At 67.5% G+C, this 20557-nt stretch carries 19 protein-coding genes; 12 read left to right on the forward strand and 7 right to left on the reverse strand.

The window, feature by feature from the left end; translation table 11 throughout:
* Positions 1 to 80: 80 nt before the first annotated feature.
* Both AB7O82_RS16410 and cutA read left to right on the forward strand, forming a co-directional pair.
* Complete coding sequence (locus tag AB7O82_RS16410) at positions 81 to 1115, forward strand: S1C family serine protease (RefSeq protein ID WP_428541032.1); 1035 nt, start codon at positions 81 to 83, stop codon at positions 1113 to 1115.
* Positions 1112 to 1423 carry a divalent-cation tolerance protein CutA gene (gene cutA / locus AB7O82_RS16415; protein ID WP_428541035.1) on the forward strand — a complete coding sequence of 104 codons (312 nt, stop codon included), beginning with the start codon at positions 1112 to 1114 and terminating at the stop codon, positions 1421 to 1423. Before AB7O82_RS16410 ends, cutA begins: the two co-directional genes overlap by 4 nt.
* Positions 1424 to 1628: 205 nt before the next feature.
* On the opposite strand, the gene AB7O82_RS16420 is transcribed toward cutA, so the two are convergent.
* Positions 1629 to 2096 (reverse strand): VOC family protein, encoded by a 468-nt coding sequence (locus AB7O82_RS16420; RefSeq protein ID WP_428541038.1) that lies wholly within the window; start codon positions 2094 to 2096, stop codon positions 1629 to 1631.
* A 45-nt stretch (positions 2097 to 2141) separates the two neighbouring features.
* Here AB7O82_RS16420 and AB7O82_RS16425 point away from each other — a divergent pair, with 45 nt between their 5' ends.
* Positions 2142 to 2732, forward strand: a complete 591-nt coding sequence (locus AB7O82_RS16425) for a TetR/AcrR family transcriptional regulator (RefSeq protein WP_428541041.1) — start codon at positions 2142 to 2144, stop codon at positions 2730 to 2732.
* Here the strand turns inward: AB7O82_RS16425 and AB7O82_RS16430 are convergent.
* Entirely contained in the window at positions 2713 to 3792 is a 1080-nt protein-coding gene (locus AB7O82_RS16430; protein WP_428541044.1) for an NAD(P)H-dependent flavin oxidoreductase, read from the reverse strand. The genes AB7O82_RS16425 and AB7O82_RS16430 overlap by 20 nt on opposite strands.
* 200 nt (positions 3793 to 3992) lie before the next feature.
* Here AB7O82_RS16430 and AB7O82_RS16435 point away from each other — a divergent pair, with 200 nt between their 5' ends.
* The 5 genes from AB7O82_RS16435 (at position 3993) to AB7O82_RS16455 (ending at position 9759) form a co-directional block, all read left to right on the forward strand.
* Positions 3993 to 4886, forward strand: coding sequence for a LysR substrate-binding domain-containing protein (locus AB7O82_RS16435; protein WP_428541047.1), 894 nt, complete (start codon positions 3993 to 3995; stop codon positions 4884 to 4886).
* Positions 4887 to 4900: 14 nt separating this feature from the next.
* Positions 4901 to 6304, forward strand: a complete 1404-nt coding sequence (locus AB7O82_RS16440) for an amidase (RefSeq protein WP_428541049.1) — start codon at positions 4901 to 4903, stop codon at positions 6302 to 6304.
* A gap of 7 nt (positions 6305 to 6311) precedes the next feature.
* On the forward strand, positions 6312 to 7241 hold the full coding sequence (locus AB7O82_RS16445; RefSeq protein WP_428541051.1) for an NAD(P)-dependent oxidoreductase: 930 nt from the start codon (positions 6312 to 6314) through the stop codon (positions 7239 to 7241).
* Positions 7242 to 7243: 2 nt separating this feature from the next.
* Positions 7244 to 8617 (forward strand): amidohydrolase family protein, encoded by a 1374-nt coding sequence (locus AB7O82_RS16450; protein ID WP_428541054.1) that lies wholly within the window; start codon positions 7244 to 7246, stop codon positions 8615 to 8617.
* 110 nt (positions 8618 to 8727) lie between these two features.
* Complete coding sequence (locus AB7O82_RS16455; RefSeq protein ID WP_428541057.1) at positions 8728 to 9759, forward strand: 5-methyltetrahydropteroyltriglutamate--homocysteine methyltransferase; 1032 nt, start codon at positions 8728 to 8730, stop codon at positions 9757 to 9759.
* Positions 9760 to 9971: 212 nt separating this feature from the next.
* Here AB7O82_RS16455 and AB7O82_RS16460 read toward each other — a convergent pair whose 3' ends face one another.
* From AB7O82_RS16460 to AB7O82_RS16480, 5 genes are all read right to left on the reverse strand, one after another.
* Complete coding sequence (locus tag AB7O82_RS16460) at positions 9972 to 10925, reverse strand: SMP-30/gluconolactonase/LRE family protein (RefSeq protein WP_428541059.1); 954 nt, start codon at positions 10923 to 10925, stop codon at positions 9972 to 9974.
* A 205-nt stretch (positions 10926 to 11130) separates the two neighbouring features.
* Positions 11131 to 12810: a thiamine pyrophosphate-binding protein gene (locus AB7O82_RS16465; protein WP_428541062.1), complete on the reverse strand. Its 1680-nt coding sequence runs from the start codon at positions 12808 to 12810 to the stop codon at positions 11131 to 11133.
* Between the two features lie 113 nt (positions 12811 to 12923).
* The gene (locus AB7O82_RS16470) at positions 12924 to 13184 is read right to left on the reverse strand and encodes a hypothetical protein (protein ID WP_428541065.1); all 261 of its coding nucleotides are present in this window, start codon (positions 13182 to 13184) and stop codon (positions 12924 to 12926) included.
* Complete coding sequence (locus AB7O82_RS16475) at positions 13181 to 14899, reverse strand: N-acyl-D-amino-acid deacylase family protein (RefSeq protein ID WP_428541068.1); 1719 nt, start codon at positions 14897 to 14899, stop codon at positions 13181 to 13183. Before AB7O82_RS16475 ends, AB7O82_RS16470 begins: the two co-directional genes overlap by 4 nt.
* On the reverse strand, positions 14899 to 15309 hold the full coding sequence (locus AB7O82_RS16480; protein WP_428541071.1) for a nuclear transport factor 2 family protein: 411 nt from the start codon (positions 15307 to 15309) through the stop codon (positions 14899 to 14901). The genes AB7O82_RS16475 and AB7O82_RS16480 overlap by 1 nt, the downstream gene beginning before the upstream one ends.
* A gap of 302 nt (positions 15310 to 15611) precedes the next feature.
* Here AB7O82_RS16480 and AB7O82_RS16485 point away from each other — a divergent pair, with 302 nt between their 5' ends.
* The 4 genes from AB7O82_RS16485 (at position 15612) to AB7O82_RS16500 (ending at position 20442) form a co-directional block, all read left to right on the forward strand.
* Entirely contained in the window at positions 15612 to 17315 is a 1704-nt protein-coding gene (locus AB7O82_RS16485; protein ID WP_428619783.1) for a GMC family oxidoreductase, read from the forward strand.
* Positions 17316 to 17462: 147 nt separating this feature from the next.
* A complete protein-coding gene (locus tag AB7O82_RS16490; RefSeq protein WP_428541077.1) occupies positions 17463 to 18428 on the forward strand; it encodes a peptidyl-alpha-hydroxyglycine alpha-amidating lyase family protein in 966 nt (321 codons plus the stop codon).
* Between the two features lie 59 nt (positions 18429 to 18487).
* Entirely contained in the window at positions 18488 to 19474 is a 987-nt protein-coding gene (locus tag AB7O82_RS16495) for a hypothetical protein (RefSeq protein WP_428619784.1), read from the forward strand.
* Positions 19474 to 20442, forward strand: a complete 969-nt coding sequence (locus AB7O82_RS16500; protein WP_428541083.1) for a 2-hydroxyacid dehydrogenase — start codon at positions 19474 to 19476, stop codon at positions 20440 to 20442. The genes AB7O82_RS16495 and AB7O82_RS16500 overlap by 1 nt, the downstream gene beginning before the upstream one ends.
* Positions 20443 to 20557 lie beyond the last annotated feature (115 nt).

A 20557-nucleotide genomic window follows, 5' to 3' on the forward strand; every position in this document is an offset into this window, starting at 1 on the left:
GGCTCTCCCCCTCCGGCCCTTGTGGACCACCTCCCCCGATGCGGGGGAGGAAAGACATAGAGCAATCCCCATATAGCGGCATGTTCGACTTCCACCTCTCTCTCGTCTCCGACGAGGATACCGCGACGGAGGTACCTGCTTCCCTCGCGGAAACCACCCCGGACGAGCGGCCGCTGTTCGATGCCTATTCGCAGGCGGTGGTCGATGTCGTCGATCGCGTCGGACCCGCCGTCGTGCGGGTCGAGGCGCCGCCCGATCGCGACAAGCGGCAGCGCGGCGGCACCGGCTCGGGCGTGGTGATCTCGCCCGATGGTCTGGTGCTCACCAACAGCCATGTCGTGCAGGGCGCCACCGCCGTTCGGCTGACGCTGGCCGACACCCGCACCGTCAAGGCGCGCGTGCTGGGCGACGATCCGCATACCGATCTCGCCCTCCTGCGCGTGGTCGACGACGTCGCCCTGCCGGCAGCGCGACTCGGCAACTCGAAAACCTTGCGGCGCGGCCAGCTCGTGGTCGCGATCGGCAATCCGCTGGGCTTCGAATCAACGGTGACCGCGGGTGTCGTCTCGGCCCTCGGCCGCTCGCTGCGCTCGCGCACCGGCCGGCTGATCGACGACGTGATCCAGACTGACGCCGCGCTCAACCCCGGCAACTCGGGCGGTCCGCTGTTGTCCTCGCAGGGCGAGGTGATCGGCATCAACACCGCCGTGATCGCCGGCGCCCAGGGCATCTGCTTCGCGGTCGCCAGCAACACCGCGAGCTACACGGTGAGCGAGATCGTGCGTCACGGCCGCGTGCGGCGCGCCTTCATCGGTGTCGCAGGCCAGACCGTGCCCCTACCGCGCCGTCTTGCGCTCGTGCTCGGGCTGCGGCAGGTGAGTGGCGTGGCGATCGCGAGCCTCGAGCCGGACAGTCCGGCAGCCAAGGCGGGCCTGCAGCAGGGCGACATCGTGCTGGCGCTCGACGGCGAACCGGTAACCGGTGCCGACGACTTGGTCCAACTGCTGGGGGCAGGTCGCATCGGTGTCGACACCACGTTGACGGTCATTGCCGGCCGCGAACGCAAGCAGGTCGTGATCGTACCCGCCGAACGCAACCAGGAGCCGCCGACGTGAAGCCCATTGCCGTCGTCACGACAGTCGCCCGCAAGAAGGACGCCCGCGCGCTCGCGCGCGCGCTGGTCGAAGCCGGCCTCGCCGCCTGCGCACAGATCTCGCGCATCGAGAGCATCTACACCTGGAAGGACGAGATCGAGCACGGCAAGGAGTATCGCGTGCTGTTCAAGACCGTCGACGAACGCTACGCCTCTGTCGAGAGCGCCATCCGCAATATGCACCCGTATGAATTGCCGGCCATCCACGCCTTCGCCTTCGAGCACGTCCTGCCGGCTTATGGTGAGTGGATAGCGGAGCATTCGGCGTAGTCTTTTCCTGCCAAGCGTCTTCGCTGGGGTGTCGGCGTCTTACGCCGACGGAGGTGTCATGGAATCATGAGGACCGCGGGCGTCCCGCCCGCTCATGCTCATGAAACATGAACGGGCGGGACGCCCGCTGTCCGGAAGACCATGACCCCTCCGTCGCCGTAAGACGGCGACACCTCCCCATGCGGAGCGTGGGGAGAAGAATGATCTACTCCACCTTGCCTTCGGCCAGCATCCTCTCCCAGCGCTTCTGCATCTCGGCCGGACCGACGTCCTCTTTCTTCGCGGCGAGGAACCAGCGGTAGCCGAAGGGGCAGGCGACCATGCCCGAGCGATCGCCGTAGAATTGGTCCTGCACCGGACGGACAACCGTGGCACCGGCGGCGACGGCGCGGTCGACCGCCTTGTCGGCGTCGGGGACGCCGATGTGAAAGGCCACCGGCGAGCCGCCCGTCGCCGCCGGGCTGCGGGCGCCGAAATCTGGGTACTCGTCGTTCAGCATCAGCACGCTATCGCCGATCCTGATCTCGGCATGACCTACCTTGCCCGATGGCTCGGTCAGGCGGAACAGCTCGGTCGCGCCGAAGGCCTTGGTGTAAAAGGCGATTGCAGCCTTCGCGTCATGCACCGTCATGTGGGCCCGCAGGGTTTGTCCAGTCGCGCTCTTTGCCGTCATGGCTTCACCTGTGCTATATTACGTTACGTAACGTAACATAAATAGATGCCCCGTCAAGCCTCTCCTGCACCAGCGCGCGGCCGACCGCGCGATCCACGAATCCGCAGCACTATTCTCGCCGCTGCGCGCGCCCTGCTCGAGCACGGCGGGTTGACGGCCGTCACCATCGAGGGAATCGCAGCCAAAGCGGGCGTCAGCCGACCCACCATCTATCGCTACTGGCCGAACGCGCCGGCGGTCGCCATGGCGGCCTTCCTCGAAGCGTCGGCTCCGCCGACGTCAGGCTCATCGGGCCGCTCGCCACTGGTCGCGCTCAAGGCCCAGCTCCACGCCGTGGCCGACGCCTTCGCCGCGCCAACGGGCCGCAGCGTCGCTGCCATGGTGGCCGCCGCCCAATCCGAGACCGAGCTCGCCAAGGCGTTCCGCAACGAATTCATCGCCCGCAACCGCGATACTGCACGGTTGCTCCTCGAACGCTGCATCGCCGATCGCCTGGTCGCCGCGCCGGCCGACCTCGACCTGGCGCTCGACCTGATCTTCGGCCCGCTGTTCTACCGGCTGCTGATGGGTCACGCCCCGATCACGCGCGGCTTCGTCGATCAGCTCCTGCAGGCCGTCATCCCCGCACGCGCTTGAGCACGGCTTGGGTCTGCTCGACCAGCATCGCCACCATGGCGCCGGCCGGCATCTCGCGGGCGAGCAACGCCGACTGGCCGCTCCACAGCGGCGAAAATTCCCCGCTGCCCCTGGCTTCGCCGGCAACGCGCAGCGGTGTCGCGGCACCGGCGGCCAGGGGAAAGCTCGGCGCCTCGGACGTGATCGGACCGACCTCCCGCATGATGCGGTTGGCGATTCCACGTGCCGGCCGGCCGGTGAAGACATTGGTCAGCGCCGTCACGTCGGCCGTCCTCGACTTCAGCGCCGCGCGGTGAACCTGCGATGTCTTCGCCTCGGGACTCAGGAGAAAGGCCGTTCCGAGCTGAACGCCGGCGGCGCCCAGCGCGAGCGCCGCGGCAATGCCGCGACCATCGGCAATGCCGCCGGCAGCGATGACGGGAACCTTCACCGCGTCGACCACCTGGGGCACCAGGGCCATCGTGCCGGGCTGGCTGGCGATGTCGTCGGTCAGGAACATGCCGCGATGGCCGCCCGCCTCCGCGCCCTGGGCGATGACGGCGTCGACGCCGCGCGCTTCCAGCCAGCGCGCCTCCTCGACGGTAGTGGCAGAGCTCAGGATGAGGATTCCCGCGTCGCGCAGCGGCTTCAGCAAGGCCTCTTCGGGCAGCCCGAAGTGGAAGCTCGCGACCTTGGGCCTGAACTCGAGCAGCAGCGCCGCCATTGCGGAGCCGTAGGGCGTACGCACGGCGCCGCCGTCGGCCGCCGAAGCGGGCACGCCGAGCTCGTCGTAGTAGCGCGCCAGCCGCTTGCGCCAGGCGGCTTCACGGTCGGCGTCGACGGCAGGCGGGATGTGGCAGAAGAAATTGACGTTTATCGGCCGGTCGGTTTGCTGACGCACGGTCTGCAGCTCGCCGCGCAGCAGGTCGGGCGTCAGCATGGCCGCCGCCAGGGAGCCCAGCGCCCCTGCCTTGCTCGCGGCGATGGCCATCTGGGGCGTCGTCGGCCCGGCCATGGGAGCCTGGATGATGGGATGTTCGATCCCGAACAGCTCGAGCAGTCGACGATCCTGCCACTTCATGACGCTTCGCTCCTTCCGCTACCGGACAGGGCATTCGCGTTTGGCACGAACACCATCCCCTCCCCAGCGAAGCTGGGGAAGAGAATGAAGAGCGCATCCAGACACCAATGCTCTGCACTTACCAGTGTCTTCACTACCGCCGAACATACCATCTTGAATAATGATTTATCGTGATCCTTGACATCTGATAAACTGATTAAATGGATGCCAAGGATCTTGTGACGTTCGAGACGGTTGCGCGACTCGGTGGCATGGGCCGCGCCGCCCGCGAGCTCAACACCGTGCAATCCAACGTGACGCAACGCATGCGCCGGCTCGAGGCAGGGCTCGGCGTTACCCTGTTCGCGCGCAGCCGCTCCGGCGCCAGGCTCACCGCGGCCGGCGAGCGGTTGATGCCCTACGCGACGCGCATCGGCGTCCTGCTCGAGGAGGCGACGCGCGCGGCGCGTGACGACGGCGCCCCCAACGGCACCCTCACGGTCGGTTCGCTGGAGACCACGGCCGCCTTGCGCCTGTCTCCTCTGCTCGCCGCATATGCACGTGACTATCCCAAAGTCGATCTCGTCCTGCGCACCGGCACGACGGCCGAGCTGATCGAGCGAGTCCTCGATCGCGAGCTCGAAGCGGCCCTGGTGTGCGGGCCGGTCTCCCATCCCGACCTCATCACCACCCGCGTCTTCGAGGAGGATCTGGCGCTGCTGAGCGCGCCGGCAGAGCGGTCGGTCGCCAGGCTGCTGGCCAGGCCCGACCTTCGTATCATCGTGTTGCGCGCCGGCTGCTCCTATCGCCAGCGGCTGGAGGAGTTGCTGGCGCGCCGCGGCATCGTCGGATTGCGGCGCCTCGAGTTCGGCACGCTGGAGGCGATCCTGGGTGCCGTCGCCGCCGGTCTCGGCATCACCCTGCTGCCGCGCGCCCTGGTCGGGCCGGTGTGGCGCGGCGGGCGCGTCGCCGTGCATCGCCTGCCGGCCGCCGATGCGCGCGTGCAGACCGTGCTCGTGCAACGGCGCGACGCCCTGCGCTCGAGCGCGATGTCGGCCTTCCACGATCTGGTCGCTGGACGACGCCGCTCGCGAGACGGCACAGTGGGCGCCTGACGAGGGAACAACTGATGGAACTTTGGCAATATGACGCGACCGACTTGGCGCGGTTGATCCGCACCGGCCGGGCCTCGGCGCGTGAGGCCGTCGATTCGGTGCTCGGACGCCTCGACAAGGTCAACCCGGCAATCAATGCCGTCGTTCGCGTGCTGGGCGACGAGGCGCGCGCGGTCGCCGAGACCGCCGACGCCGCGCGCGCCCGCGGCCATGCCCTGCCGCCGCTGCACGGCGTGCCGGTAACGACCAAGGTCAATGTGGACCAGACCGGCCTGCCGACCGACAATGGCGTGGTCCCGCTCAAGGACTTCATTGCCACCGAGGACAGCCCGGTGGTCGCCAACCTGAAGCACGCCGGCGCCATCATCGTCGGGCGCACCAATGCGCCGGCCTTCTCGATGCGCATCTTCACCGACAACGCTCTGCACGGCCGCACGCTCAATGCGCGCGATCCGGAGCTGACGCCCGGCGGCTCGAGCGGCGGCGCCGGCGCCGCCACGGCCACCGGCATCGGCGCGATTGCCCATGGCAACGACATCGGCGGCTCGGTGCGCATCCCGGCCTACTGCAACGGCGTGGTCGGGCTGCGCACGGGGTTCGGCCGCATCCCCTCCTTCAATCCCAGCGCCCCTCAGGGTCGGCCGATCGGCGCTGTCCTGATGGCCGTGCAGGGTCCGCATACCCGGACAGTGCGCGACGCGCGGCTTGCGCTCGAGGCGATGGCGCGCGGCGACCGGCGCGACTGGCGCTGGAACGACGTGCCGATGCAGGGTCCGCCGCCGGCGCGGCCGATCAAGGTGGCGATCGTGCCAGAAGCGCCGGGCGGCCGCACCCATCCGGCCCAGGGTGCGGCGGTGCGACTCGCCGGCAAGCACCTGCAGGCGGCGGGCTATGTCGTCGAGGAGATCCTGCCGCCCGACATGGAACGCGGCGTCGAGCTCTGGCACCTGATCTGCGTCACCGACGTGTTCGGCGGCCTGTGGCCGCAGATGCAGAAGATGGGCGACCCTGACGGCATCGCTTCCATGCAGGGCTGGCTCGACCTGCACAAGCCGACCGACCTGCCGACCTACGTCGCCGCCCTCACCGAGCGTGAGGGCCTGCTGCTGAAATGGATGAGATTCTTCCAGCAGTGGCCACTGGTGATCCTGCCGACCCTGTGCGACTTGCCGCCCAGGCAGCGCGCCGACACGACGAAGGCGGGACAGGGCGAGATCCTGGAATCGATGCGCGTCGCCCTGCTCGCGCCCCTGCTCGGCCTGCCCGGCCTCGCCGTCCCAGTCGGCAGCCATGGCAAGCTGCGCACCGGCGTCCAGATCATGGCCATGCGCAACCGCGAGGACCTCTGCCTCGACGCCGGCGAGGTGATCGAGGCGGCCGAAGGCGTGGTGACCCCGATCGATCCGGTGAGAGGGTAGCCCCCACATGACCGGCAAGGCATCGCACGAGGTCGGTTGGATCGGGCTCGGCCGCATGGGCGAGGCCATGGCGACACGCCTGGTCAAGGCGGGCTTCGGGCTCTCGGTGTGGAATCGCACCGCGTCCAAGGCCGATCCGCTGGCTAAGATCGGCGCCGAGGTGGTGACGGACAAGATGGCGATGGCGCACTGTGTGAGCGTCATCACCATGGTGTCGACCACCGACGATTTGAAGGACATCCTGTTCGGCAAAGGCGGCGTGCTGACCGGCAACGCGCGGCCCCGGCGCGTGGTCGACATGTCGTCGATCTCCGATAGCGGCTCCGCCGAGATCCGCAGGCAACTCGATGGAGCGGGTGTCGCCTATCTCAGCGCGCCCGTCTCGGGCAACGCCAAGGTCGCGAAGGCGGGCAAGCTCCTGGTCGTCGCCTCGGGGCCGCGCGCCGAGTACGACGCGGTGCAGCCGTTGCTGGCCGCCCTCGGCCGCGCCGCAATGTATGTTGGGGAAGGCGAGCTGTCGCGGGTATGGAAGATCGCCCACAACACGATGTTCGGCGTCATCATCCAGTCGCTCTGCGAGATCACCCTGCTCGCCGAAAAGGCCGGCATCCCACGCCACGTCTTTCTGGAATCGATAAACCAGAGCGTGCTCGGCTCGATGTACACCCGCTACAAGACACCGGCGCTGGTCAACCTCGACTTCACCACCACCTTCACCCCCAAGCTGCTGTTGAAGGACATGGAGCTCGGCATGGCCGCGGGCCGAGCCTATGGCGTCGTCATGCCGGCCGCCTCGGCGACGCGCGACAGCATCATGTCGCTGTCGCATCAGTATCCCGGCGATATCGATTTCTCAGTGCTGCTGCTTGAGCTGGCGCGCGCCGCGGGCATGAAGCTCGAACCCGAGAACGTCCCCGTAAGCGACGGACTCGCCTGACCATGACCGTGCTCCTGAAATCCGGCATCGTCGTCACCCAGGACCCTGTACTCGGCGTGCTGCCCAAGGGCGACGTGCTGATCGACGGCGACCGCATCGCAGCGGTCGCGCCGTCGATCGACGCGGCCTCCGCCGAGACCGTCGATTGCGCCGGCCATTTCGTGCTGCCCGGGCTGGTCAACGCCCACATGCACACCTGGCAGACCGGGCTGCGCGGCGTCGCCGCCAACTGGACGTTGCTCGAGTACTTCCGCCATGTCCATGCCGGGCTGGCTACCGTCTTCCTGCCCGAGGACATCCACATCGCAACTGTGGCCGGTGCACTCAACCAGCTCGATCACGGCGTCACTACCCTGGTCGACTGGTGCCACAACAACCCGACGCCCGAGCACACTGACGCGGGCATCGCCGGCCTCAAGGAGAGCGGCATCCGCGCCGCGTTCTTGCACGGCTCGCCCAAACCCGACCCCAAGCCCGGCGAGCCGCACTTCTCCGAGGTGCCCCATCCGCGGCGCGAGATCGAACGCCTGGTGAAGGGGCCGCTTGCCGATCGCGCGGGGTTGGTGACGCTCGGCATGGCCGTGCTGGGCCCGCACTACTCGACGCTCGACGTCAGCGCCCACGATTTCGCGCTGGCGATGGAGATGGGGCTGGTCGCGTCCATGCATCAGGGCGGCGGGGAGGCCAAGACGCCGGGCGGCTGGGAGACGCTGATGGCGCGCGGCCTGGTCGGGCCGCACATCAACATCGTGCACGGCAACAACCTCAGCGACGCGCAGCTCCGTGCCTTCGTCGATCTCGGGGTGAGCTTCTCGGTCACGCCCGAGAGCGAGATGGCGCAGGGCCATGGCCATCCCATCACCGGTCGGCTGCGCGCACTCGGCTCGGCGCCGTCGGTCGGTGTCGATCTCGAATCGGCGATCAGCGGCGACATGTTCACCGTGGCGCGCATGGCGCTGGCCTCGCAGCGCGCGCTCGACAACGCGGCCGAGCGAAGCCGCAGCGGCGGCATCCCCCCGACGTCGACAATCCCGGCAGCCGAGGCGCTGGACTGGATCACCATGCGCGGCGCCGCGATGCTCGGCATGAGCGATCGTATCGGCAGCCTCGCGGTCGGCAAGCAGGCCGACATTGCCGTGATGTCGCTCGGCCCGCTCGCCATGTGGCCAGTTCACGATCCGGTGGCGAGCGTCGTCATGCAGGGCTCGGGCGCGCGCGTGCGCGATGTGCTGGTGGCCGGGCGCTTCGCCAAGCGCGACGGCAAGCTTGCCTGGCGCGATCTTGCCGGCCTGCGCGCCAGGCTGTCGGCGTCCGCCGGGCGGATCCTGTCGAGCCTGAACGTAAGAAGCGCCAGCCGCGACATAGCGGCGGCATAAGGGGAGGAAACCATGTCACGTCTGATCGCGCTGGCGCTCGCCTGGCGCTCCCGGCCCTGCATCAAGCTGCAATGACACTCGCTGTTTCCGCGTAACCAAGGAGCGTAATCATGGCCTCCACCCTGCTGCAAACCACCGTCGTCGGCTCCTACCCGCAGCCGGACTGGCTTGTGAACCGCGAGATGCTGAGCAAGATGGTGCCGCGCACGCGCGTGCGCGAGCTGTGGCGCGTGCCCGAGGCGTTCCTCGAGCAGGCGCAGGACGATGCCACGCTGCTCGCCATCCGCGACATGGAGCGGGCCGGCATCGACATCGTGACCGACGGCGAGATGCGCCGCGAAAGCTACTCCAACCGCTTCGCCACCGCGCTCGACGGCATCGACGACGAGCACCCGGGCGAGATCACGAACCGGGTCGGCCAGAAGACCCCCGTGCCACGCGTGGTCGGCAAGATCAGGCGGACGAAGCCGATCGAGCTGCGCGACATGCAGTTCCTGCGCTCCAACACCGATCGCCTGGCCAAGATCACCTTGCCTGGTCCTTTCACCATGGGCCAGCAGGTCAGGGACGAGTTCTACAAGGACGCCGAGGCGATGTGCATGGACTACGCCGCCGCGGTCAACGAGGAGGCGCACGATCTGGTCAAGGCCGGCGCCGACGTGATCCAGCTCGACGAGCCGTGGCTGCGCAACAACCCGGAGGAGGCCAAGCGCTACGCCGTCAAGGTGATCAACCGGGCGCTCCAGGGTCTCACCGTGCCGACCGTCGTCCACCTCTGCTTCGGTTACGCCGCCGTCGTGCGCGGCGGCAAGCCAACCGGCTATGCCTTCCTACCGCAGCTTGCCGACAGCATCGCCCAGCAGATCTCGATCGAGTCGGCGCAGCCCAGGCTCGATCTCGGCGTCCTGAAGGATCTCGCGCCGAAGAAGATCATGCTCGGAGTCATCGACCTCGCCGATCCCGGGATCGAGACACCGCAGCTGGTCGCCGAGCGCATTCGCGCCGGCATGAAGTATGTCCCGCCCGACAAGCTCCTGCCCGCCCCCGACTGCGGCATGAAGTACCTGCCGCGCGCCACCGCCTTCGGCAAGCTGAAGGCGCTCGCCGAAGGCGCGGCCCTGCTGCGCAAGGAGTTGCAGTAGGCGCTTTTTGCATGGGCCTCCCCAGCTTTGCTGGGGAGGTGCCCGCGTACTCGCGGACGGAGGGGTCATGGTCTTCCAGACCGCGGGCGTCTCGCCCGCTCGTGATCTCATGATGATGAGCGGGCGGGGCGACCGCGGTCCGTATGAGCACGACCCCTCCGTCGCCGTATGACGGCGACACCTCCCCAGCGAAGCTGGGGAGGAGAACAAACTCACCCGCCCGCCACGCCCTGCGCTTCGACGTAGAGCGCGTAGACGGACTGGCTGGCGGTCATGAACAGGCGGTTGCGCTTGCGGCCGCCGAAGCAGAGGTTGGCGCAGCGCTCGGGCAGCAGGATGCGGCCGATCAAGGTGCCGTCCGGCGCGAACACGGCGACACCGTCCTGCTCGGGGCCGCCCGAGAAGCCCGCCCACACGTTGCCCTCGGTGTCGCAGCGGATGCCGTCGGCGAAGCCCGGCGTGGCGTCGAAGAACAGGCGGCCGTTGACCGGCTTGCCGTCGACCATGTCGTAGACCCGCGTCGTGCGCCTGCCGTCGGGAGTGTCGACGACGTAGAGTCGCGATTCGTCAGGCGAGAAGCAAAGGCCGTTCGGCCGCTCCATATCGCCGATGGCAATGGTGTATTCCCCGGTCTTGGGATCCAGGCGGTAGACGCGGTACGGCATCTCCTTGGGCGCCTTGTCGCCGAGATAGTGGCCGCGTATGCCAGCGCCGTTGTCGCTGAACCAGATCGAGCCGTCCGACTTCACCACGACGTCGTTGGGCCCGGTAAGGCGCGTGCCCTCGAACGACGAGGCCAGCACAGTGACCGTGCCGTCGTGCTCGGTGCGCGTCAGCGTGCGGCTGCCGAGCTCGCAACTGATCAGCCGGCCCTGGCGGTCGCGCGTGTTGCCGTCCGGGTAGCCCGCCGGGTTGCGCAGCGTCGCCACCGCGCCGGTGATCTCGTCCCAGCGAACCAACGCATCGTTGGGAATGTCGGAGAACAGCAGGTAGCGGCCATCACCGTAGTACGCCGGCCCCTCCGTGAAACGGAAACCGGTGGCGATGCGCTCGATTGCCGCCATCGGCACGACCAGCGCGCGGAAGCGCGGATCGAGCACGATGACATCAGGGTCGGGATAGCGGATCGGCGCCGGGGATTCCCAGCGCGACGGGACTGAACTCACTATTGTCTCCCCCTTCGAATACTATCGCATTTTAGCAATACACACCGTCATCCCGACCGAAGCCGAGCGCAACGAGGCGCAGTGGAGGGACCTGTCTTGTTGCGACGCCAACAAAGACAGGCCCCTCGACTATGCCACCCTTCGGGCAGCTTCGCTCGGGATGACCGAGAGAATGGCATATCCAAAGGCTCTGCCCCTGGACACCTCAGTGCTTGCGGGTCTCGAACTCGTGGAACTCGCTCATGAACGGCGCCGCCACGGCGGCATTGAGCTTGCAGTCGAGGAACACCGGGCCGTCGGGCCGCGCCAGCATTGGCGCGATCCTCTGCAGATCCTCGAGCGTGCGGATGGTCGCAGCCTGGAAGCCGAAGGCTTCGGCGACCGGCGCGTAGTCGACGTCGGGGAACACCGACTTGACGACCGGCAGCTCGCGCATCTTGAGGAAGTGCAGCTCCGCCCCGTACGCGCAGTCGTTCATCAGCACGATCACCAGCGGCAGGTCCTCGCGTACCACGGTCTCGAGCTCTCCCATGGTCATCAGGAAGCCGCCGTCGCCGATCACCAAGACCGTGGTTTCGTCGGGCCGCGCCTTGGCGACGCCGAGTGCCGTGCCGAACCCCAGGCCGATCGAAGCGAAGTCGCTGGTCAGCTTGAAATGCCCAGGCCCCGGCACCGAGAGGTAGGGCACGATGCCGAGGAAGTTGCCGGCGTCGTAGACCAGGTTGCGGTTGGCCGGCAAGAGCTTCTCGAGCGCAACACCCAGCGAGCGCGGATCGACGGTACGCGCCGTGTTGGCGGGCTCGAAGTCGCGCGCGATGTCGAAGCCCCTCAGGAAGCGCAGGGTCTCCTCCGACCGGAACGGCCGCTCGGCGTTGGATCCGGGCGGCAGCGCCTCGATCAGGGCGTCCGCGGCCAGGCGGGCATCGCCTACCACGGCGACGTCGGCGGGATGCCAGCGGCCGATATGACCGCGCTCGGTATCGACCTGGATCAACGGCACGTTGGGCAGCGAGTGGCCGAAGCTCATGGTGAGCAGGTTAAGGCCGGCGCCGAACACCAGCACGCAGTCGGCCTCGTGAACGAGGCGCCTCGCCGCCGAATGCGAGAACGAGCCGACGATGCCGAGGTTGGCGGGGTTGCCGCGGAACATGTCCTTGCCGCGCGCCGAGGTCGCCAGAAGCGCGCCGGTGCGCTCGGCGAGCTTCTCCAGCGCTTCCTTGGCGCCGGCACGGTGCGCGCCCATGCCCGCCAGGATCAGGGGCTTGCGGCTCTGGCGAACGACGGCAGCAGCCGCCTCGATCGCCTGGGCACGCGGCGCCGCGGGCTTGCGCTCACGCGGCCGCGCCGGCGATGCATCGCTGGTGTCCATATCGGCGAGTTGGACGTTGACCGGAAGGAGGAGCGCTGCCGCGCCACCCTGCATGGCTGCGGCCACCGCATCGGCCAGCACGCCGCGCGCCGTCGACGGGCTGGTGGCGACGAAGGTGCGGATGCCGGCCGCGGCCAGGACCGCGGTGGCGTTGAAGCCCTTGTAGTCGGGGCCGATCCCGTTGGCGGCGCCCGACGGCACCGCCGCCTCGCCCGAGATGATCAGCACATTGGAGCCCGAACGGCTGGCGTAGGTTGCGGCATGCAGGCCGTTTGCCGTCGCGGGACCGCGCCCGATGACCGCGATGCCGAGGCCGCCCGAGCGATAGGAGAAGCCCTCGGCCATGGCGATGGCGTTGTTCTCGTGCCGCGCTCCGTAGAAGCGGATGCCGGCGCTGTCGAGCGCGGTGGCGAACACCGCCGTGTCGTCGCTCATCAGGCCGAACACCTGCTCGACGCCCAGCGCCTTGATGTCGTCGACGAGCGCTTGGTAGGTCGGGATGCGGCGATCACTCATGTTTACGCTCCGTCTTTCATTGCTGGGCGCGCGCCACTCCAGTGGCGCTCATGGGGTGTGTGATCAACGAAAAGAGCGCCACTGGAGTGGCGCGCTCCCAGCGTATGAGAACCTCACCGGGCGATCACCTTGCCTTGCGGCGTCACGGTGACCTGCTTCTGGACGCCGCCCTGGGTGGCCTTGCCGGTCCATTGGCCGTCAGGACCGCGACGCAGACCCTGGACGTTGTTGTAGTGCAGCGTGTTGAGGCGCGTCTTCGCGTCGGCCGTGCCGCCGGTGCTGGCCGGCGGCGACGGCGCGGGCTTGGCCTGGGCCATCGCCGCGCCCGGCGCAATGACCAGGGCGGCAGCCAGGACGAGGCTACCGCGCTTCACGACGCCAGCTTTCCTTTCAGCACCTCGCCCTGGAAGGCGCCGGTCGCCTCGCCGTTCTCGAAGGCGACTGCGCCATTGACCAGGGTGGCCCTGATGCCCTCGGCCTTCTGCACCAGGCGACGCGCGCCGCCTGGCAGGTCCTTCTCGACCGTCGGCAGGAGCGGCCGGATGCGGTCCTCCTCGAACAGCACGAGGTCGGCGCGGAAGCCTTCGCGCACCTGGCCGCGGTCGTGCAGATCCCATGCGGCGGCGTTGTCGTGAGTCAGCTTCCTGATCGCCTGCTCGAGTGTGAAGGCAGCGCGCTTGCGCACCCAGTAGCTCAGGAAATGGGTCTGCAGCGACGAGCCCATCTCCTGGCAGACATGGGCGCCCGAGTCCGAGAAGGTCGCGAGCGTGCGCGGGTGCTTCAGGATGCCGAGCACGTCCTCGGGCGATTCGTTGACCAGAGGCTGGACGTAGACCTGGTTCTCGTCCCTGAGCGACAGGTCGATCATCACCTCGACCGGATGCTGCCCGCGCGCCTTGGCGAGCTGGTCGACCGTGGGGTCGTCCCAGTCGACGCCCTTCAAGGCGAACAGGTTCGCATAATCGGGCTTGCGCGGATCGGTCGTCGCCGCACCGCCGCCCTGGAAGACCTTGTCACGCGGCTTCATCTTCGACTCGGCCTCGACCAGCTCGCGCCGCACGGCCGGGTCCTGCAGCCGCTTCTTCTGCTCGTCGATCGGCAGCGCCCGGATCGGTCGCCATGCCGGCAGCACGTCGAACGGCAGGTAGGATTTCAGCGAGAAGATGGCGTTGATCGAGCGTGTCGTGCCCTGGCCAAACATGCGGCCGCCGGCGGCGACCGTGTCGTCGATGTACCTGGTCTGGTAGCTCCACGAAGTCGGATCGTCGCCCTGCTTGGTGGCCAGCACACCGAACATGATCGGCCGCCTGTAGTCGAGAGCCACCTTGCGCAGGCGATCGAGGAAGAGGCGATGGCGCGGTCCGCTCGCGATATCCGGTCCGATCTGGAAGATTCCGGCATCTAGTTCGGCCATGGCCGCCAGGATGCGGTCAATCTCCTCCCATTCGGCAATTCGGCTCGCCACCGGCGTGTCGTCGGGCGTGACGTGCGTGGAGGCACGCGAGCTCGAGAAGCCCATGGCGCCCGCCTTGAGCGCCTCCTGCACGGCCGCAGCCATGCGCGCCATGTCGTCCTCGGTCGCCTTCTTGGAGAGCGCCCGCTCGCCCATGACGTACATGCGCAAGGCAGAATGGCCGATATACATGCCGTAGTTGATCGCCTTGGGCAGGCGCTCGACGGTGGCGAGGTATTCCGGGAACGTCTCCCACGTCCAGTCGATTCCGGCCGCCATCGCCTCGGTCGGGATGTCCTCGACCGCCGACAGGCAGCGCGCGTACCAGTCACGGTCGCTGGGCTTGCAGGGCGCCAGCGCGAAGCCGCAGTTGCTCATCACCACGCTGGTGACGCCATGCCAGCAGGAGCAGCTGCCCAGCGGATCCCAGGCAACCTGCGCATCCATGTGGGTATGGCCGTCGATGAAGCCCGGCGCCACGATCAGGCCATCGGCGTCTATGGTGCGCCCGGCGGTACCGGCGATGCGGCCGATTTCGACGATGCGGCCGTCATGGATGGCGACGTCGCCCGAGAAGCGCGGCTTGCCCGAGCCATCGACGATGGTGCCGCCGCGGATGATCGTATCGAAGTCCATCACAGGCGGTCCTTGTGCTCGATGATCTTCCAGTAGGTGTCCTTGGCGCAGATCTTCCCGCCGCGGAACGTGTAGATGTCGCAGCCCTGGTAGTTCAGATCCTCGCCGTCACTGCCCTTGCCCTTCACCGTCCACACCGAGATCGCACGGTTGCCGGCGTAGATGTACTCCTTGTGGACCCAGCGCATGTCGGGGATCACTTTGAAGCGCGCCGCCAGTGTCTTGGCGATGGTCTCCTTGCCTCTCAGCGTGCGGCCGACCGGCTCGGGCCCGCGCGCCAGGCAGAAGGTCGCGTCGTCGGTGAAGAAGGAGACGATGCGCTCGACGTCACGGCTGTTGAAGGCCGCGGAGATCGCCTTCATCAGCTCCGGCGTGGCGACATCGGGATTTGCGGCTGTAACATCCGGCATACGAAACCCTCCCTTGATGCGACAGCAAACGATTGCAGGCTTGACCAGCATCGGCAAGGTCGGCGCGCACATTCATTCTCATGCGGACCGCGGGCGTCCCGCCCGCTCATGACTCATAAGAAGAGCGGGCGGGACGCCCGCGGTCCGCATGAGCCATGACCCCTCCGTCGCCGAAGACGGCGGCTCACCTCCCCACTTCGTGGGGAGGCGAGCATGGGTGTTTTCGTTCGAATGGAAACGCTCGCGGTTCCATTCGGCCGAAAACCGCTCTAGCGTAGCGCCAACAACTCGGGGAAACGTCCGTGTACGACTATATCATCGTGGGTGGCGGCTCGGCCGGCTCTGTCATGGCGCAACGGCTGTCGGCGCGCAGTGCCAACAAGGTCCTTCTGTGCGAGGCCGGCCAGGATACGCCGCCAGGCCAGGAGCCGAAGGAGATCGCCGACAGCTACTCCGGTACGGCCTACTTCGACCCGCGCTTCCACTGGACCGAGCTCAGGGTCCACACGCAGGTCGTCTCGCACAACAATCCGCAAGAGAACCGGCCGCCGCTGCGCAAGTACGAGCAGGCGCGCGTTCTGGGTGGCGGTTCGTCGATCAACGGCCAGATGGCCAATCGCGGTGCGCCGACGGACTACGACGAGTGGGCGAGTCGCGGTGCCGAGGGCTGGGGCTGGAACCAGGTGCTGCCGTTCTTCAAGAAGGTCGAGCGCGATCTCGACTTCGACGGGCCCTACCACGGCAAGGACGGCCGCATCCCGGTGCGCCGCATCCCGCCCGAGCACTGGACCGGCCACGCCAAGGCGGTGGCCAAGGGCTTCGCCGCCAAGGGCTTCAAGTTCCTCCCCGACCAGAACGGCGAGTTCGTCGACGGCTACTTCCCGGTAACGCATTCCAACGCGGAGGAGCGCCGCGTCTCGGCCGCCATGGGCTATCTCGACGCCGAGACGCGCAAGCGCGCCAACCTCACCATCTCGACCGACACCCAGGTGAAATCGCTGCTGTTCGACGGCACGCGCTGCGTCGGCGTGACGGCAATGGTCAAGGGTCAGGAGCAGGAGTTCCGCGCCACGGAGGTGATCCTGTCGTCGGGCGCCATCCATACCCCGGCCCATCTCATGCGCGCCGGCATCGGGCCGGTCGGCCATCTCGCCGAGCTCGGCATCCCTGTGGTCTCCGGCCTGCCTGGCGTGGGCCAGCGGCTGATGGATCATCCGTCGATCGCGCTGTCCTCGTTCATCCGGCGCGGCTCGCGCATGAATGAGCACACGCGCCGGCACATCCATCTCGGCCTGCGCTACTCGTCGGGCCTGCCCGGCGTACCCAAGGGCGACATGTTCGTCGCCGTGGTCAGCAAGTCAGCCTGGCACGCCGTCGGCGAGCAGATCGCCTCCCTGCTCACCTTCATCAACAAGACCTACTCGGAGACGGGTCAGGTCAAGCTCGCCTCGCGCGACTGGCGCAGCGAGCCGGTCGTCGAGTTCAATCTCCTGTCCGACAAGCGCGACCTCGACCGCCTGATGAGCGGCTTCAAGCTGATGGCCGCGGTGCAGATGACCGACGAGTTGCAGAAGGTGACCGACGTCCCCTTCCCCGCCGCCTACAGCGACCGCGTGCGCGCCATCGGCGTGGTCAACACCAAGAACAAGATCCTGACGAAGATCGTGGCGCAATGCCTCGACGGGCCGGCGGCGCTGCGCCGCTACATGATCGACAAGTTCGTGGTCGAGGGATTCACGTTCGACCAGGTGATGAACGACGACGAGGCACTCGAAGCCTTCGTGCGCAAGGCGGCGATCGGCGTGTGGCATGCCTCGTGCACGTGCCGCATGGGTCGACCCGACGATCCGATGTCGGTGACGGACATCCAGGGCCGGGTCAAGGGCGTGCAGGGCCTGCGCGTGGTCGACGCGTCGGTTTTCCCCGTGGTGCCCTGCGCCAACACCAACTTCCCGACGCTCATGACCGCGGAGAAGATCTCCGACGCGATGATGTCGGCGACGTGAGTTCTTCTCCTCACCAGCTTCGCTGGGGAGGTGCCCCGTCTTACGGGGCGGAGGGGTCAAGAATCATGAATCATGACCCCTCCGTCGCCGTAAGACGGCGACACCTCCCCAGCTGCGCTGGGGAGGAAAAACAAGAAGGAGCCAACCATGTCAGTGATCCTGGGCAGTGGCGAGCATCGCTATCGCGTGGTCGAGAACTGGGCCAAGTTGCCCGACGGCTGGGAGTTCCGCGACGTCGCCGCGGTCGCCGTCGACAGCAAGGACCGGGTCTACGTCTTCAATCGCGGCCAGCATCCGATGATGGTGTTCGACCGCGACGGTAACTTCCTGCGCTCGTGGGGCGAGGGTCTGTTCAGCCGCGCGCATGGCATCCACATCGACAGCGACGACACGCTCTACTGCACCGACGACGGCGATCACACCGTGCGCAAGATGACGACCGACGGCAAGGTGCTGCTGACCATCGGGGTGCCCAACCGGCCGGCGCCGTTCCTGAGTGGCCAGCCGTTCAACCGCTGCACCCACACCGCCCTCTCGCCGAAAGGCGAGATATATGTCGCCGACGGCTATGGCAATTCCTGCGTCCACAAGTACACGCCTGACGGCCGCCACTTGATGTGCTGGGGTACCACCGGCACCGATCCCGGCCAGTTCAACATCGTGCACAACATCGCCACCGATGAGGACGGCTGGGTGTACGTCGCCGACCGCGAGAACCATCGCGTCCAGGTGTTCGACGGCAACGGCAAGTACGAGCTGCAATGGAACAACATGCACAGGCCATGTGCGCTCTATTGCTGCGGCGGAGCTCCCAACCCGCAATTCATCATCGGCGAGCTGGGGCCCGGCATGCCGGTCAACAGCAAGCACACCAACATCGGCCCGCGCCTCACCATCGTCGACAAGAAGGGCGGCGTGATCGCCCGATTGGGGGGCGAGCAGGGCCCCGGGCAGGAGCCCGGCAAGTTCCTCTCGCCTCATGGGCTGGCGGTCGACAGCAAGAGCGACATCTATGTCGGCGAGGTGAGCTACACCAACTGGTCGGGCACGCACCCCGGCACGCCGGTGCCGAGATACCTGCGCTCATTGCAGAAGCTCGAGAAGGTCGCGTGATGGAGAGGCAGGAACGGCTGCATCTTATCGGCAGCATGCCCCTCGACAGCAGCGAGCAAGTGTTCAGACGACTCAGCGAGACGCTCGGCCCGTTCCTGCGCTGCATCCCCGACGGCGAGACCGGCGAGCGCGCCCGCTGGGTCTTCTTCCAGCGCCAGATGCTGCTCGATCATCCGGCCATGGAGATCGATCCGACGGTGCCGCCCTACAAGTTCGTCCAATGGGACGGCAAGCTGCTGCGCGAGATCGAGCAGGTCCGCTTCAAGCCCGGCACCGATCCGCAGACCGTGATGTTCGAGACAGGCTACGACAAGGCGGCCCTTGCATCCTGGGGCGTGTTCCAGCGGCTGCGCGCCGCGGGCGCCATTCCCGCGCCGATGCGCTTCCAGGTCTCGGTGCCGACGCCGCAGGCCAGCGGCTATCTCTATGTCAGCGGACCGGCGCGGCAGACCTACTTCGGCGTCTACGAACGCGCGCTGAAGTCGGCGCTGGCCGCTATCGTCAAGGCGATCCCGGCCACCGACCTCACCATCCAGTGGGACGTCTGCCAGGAGGTGCTGGCCTTCGAGGGTTACTTCGTCGATCGTCCGGCCGACTACAAGAAACAGACTTTCGACATGCTGGGGCGATTGGGTGATGCGGTCCCCGCTGGCGTCGAGATGGGATACCACCTGTGCTACGGCTCGCCGCGCGACGAGCACCTGGTGCAGCCCAAGGACGCAGGCATCCTGGTCGAGATGATGGAAGGCATCGCTGCGGCCGCCCGCCGGCCGATCGACTTCTTTCACATCCCCGTCCCCAAGGGCCGCACCGACGACGCCTTCTACGCACCGATCGCCGCGTGGAAGCGGCCGGCCGGCACCAAGCTTTTTCTCGGGCTGCTGCACCACGACGACGATACCGGCGATCGCGCCCGTTTCGCGGTGGCGCGGCGCCACGTCCCCGGCGATTTCGGCTTGTCAGCCGAGTGCGGCTGGGGCCGCACCGAACCCGGCCGGCTGCCCGGCCTGCTCAAAGGTCATCGTGATGCTGCGGAGGCACTCTAATGGTTGAACGCGTACTCGTCGTCGGACCCCGGGACACCATCTCCATGGTCGACGACCTCGCACCGAAGGGGTTCGAGATCGTCAAGGCGCTCCACAATTCGGCGGAGATGAAGGCGGCCCTTCCTGGCACCGACTACTTCGTGGGCTTTATCCAGCAGTACGTGACGCCGCAGCTCTTCAAGGACGCGCCGAAGCTCAAGCTGATCCAGATGCTGAGCGCGGGCTATGACCGGGCCGACCTCGAGGCGGCGCGCAAGAGCAAAGTGCCGCTCTGCAACAACGGCGGCGCCAACTCGGTGGCCGTCTCCGAGCACGCCGTGCTGCTGATGCTGGCGGTGTCACGCCGCCTGATCACTCAGCACAGCAACGTCACCGCCGGGCGCTGGCACGGCAATCAGCCGCCCACCGTCCACCAGGTGCGCGAGAAGGTGCTGGGCATCGTCGGCCTCGGCACGATCGGCAAGAAGGTGGCGCGACTCGCCCAGGCGTTCGGCATGATCGTGCACTACTACGACATCAAGCGCCTGTCGGAAGCCGAGGAGGACGCGCTCGGCGTGCGCTTTCGCCTGCTGCCCGAGATCCTGCGCGGCTCCGACATCCTGTCACTGCACGTGCCGCTCAATGCCTCGACCCATCACATGATCGGGGCGCAGGAACTCGCGATGATGAAGAAGTCGGCGATCATCGTGAACACCTCGCGCGGCCCGGTGATCGACGAGAAGGCGATGACGGCGGCGCTCTCGGCCAACAACCTGTTCGGCGCCGGTCTCGACGTGTTCGACGAGGAGCCGACGCCGCCCGACAACCCGCTGCTCAAGCTCGACAACGTGATCCTGACGGCGCATCTCGCCGGCCCGACCTGGGAAAGCAACGTCACCCGCCTGCGCAACGGCTTCGACAACGTCCAGCGCGTCGCCCGCGGTGAGCCTGCGCTGTGGGTCGTGCCCGAGCTGCTGGAGGGGGCGTAGTTCATGCTCCTCCCCACGAAGTGGGGAGGTGTCGCCGTCTTCGGCGACGGAGGGGTCATGAATCAGGCAGACCGCGGGCGTCCCGCCCGCTCATGATCATGATGTTGAGCGGGCG

The organism is Reyranella sp. (assembly GCF_050185545.1).
GTDB lineage: Bacteria > Pseudomonadota > Alphaproteobacteria > Reyranellales > Reyranellaceae > Reyranella.

Coding starts and splice junctions, on each gene's coding strand:
- AB7O82_RS16475 (WP_428541068.1), bottom strand. CDS start 14,899: ATGGACTTCGATACGATCATCCGCGGCGGCACCATCGTCGATGGCTCG.
- AB7O82_RS16455 (WP_428541057.1), top strand. CDS start 8,728: ATGGCCTCCACCCTGCTGCAAACCACCGTCGTCGGCTCCTACCCGCAG.
- AB7O82_RS16445 (WP_428541051.1), top strand. CDS start 6,312: ATGACCGGCAAGGCATCGCACGAGGTCGGTTGGATCGGGCTCGGCCGC.
- AB7O82_RS16435 (WP_428541047.1), top strand. CDS start 3,993: ATGGATGCCAAGGATCTTGTGACGTTCGAGACGGTTGCGCGACTCGGT.
- AB7O82_RS16440 (WP_428541049.1), top strand. CDS start 4,901: ATGGAACTTTGGCAATATGACGCGACCGACTTGGCGCGGTTGATCCGC.
- AB7O82_RS16410 (WP_428541032.1), top strand. CDS start 81: ATGTTCGACTTCCACCTCTCTCTCGTCTCCGACGAGGATACCGCGACG.
- AB7O82_RS16450 (WP_428541054.1), top strand. CDS start 7,244: ATGACCGTGCTCCTGAAATCCGGCATCGTCGTCACCCAGGACCCTGTA.
- AB7O82_RS16500 (WP_428541083.1), top strand. CDS start 19,474: ATGGTTGAACGCGTACTCGTCGTCGGACCCCGGGACACCATCTCCATG.
- AB7O82_RS16425 (WP_428541041.1), top strand. CDS start 2,142: ATGCCCCGTCAAGCCTCTCCTGCACCAGCGCGCGGCCGACCGCGCGAT.
- AB7O82_RS16490 (WP_428541077.1), top strand. CDS start 17,463: ATGTCAGTGATCCTGGGCAGTGGCGAGCATCGCTATCGCGTGGTCGAG.
- AB7O82_RS16480 (WP_428541071.1), bottom strand. CDS start 15,309: ATGCCGGATGTTACAGCCGCAAATCCCGATGTCGCCACGCCGGAGCTG.
- AB7O82_RS16420 (WP_428541038.1), bottom strand. CDS start 2,096: ATGACGGCAAAGAGCGCGACTGGACAAACCCTGCGGGCCCACATGACG.
- AB7O82_RS16465 (WP_428541062.1), bottom strand. CDS start 12,810: ATGAGTGATCGCCGCATCCCGACCTACCAAGCGCTCGTCGACGACATC.
- AB7O82_RS16430 (WP_428541044.1), bottom strand. CDS start 3,792: ATGAAGTGGCAGGATCGTCGACTGCTCGAGCTGTTCGGGATCGAACAT.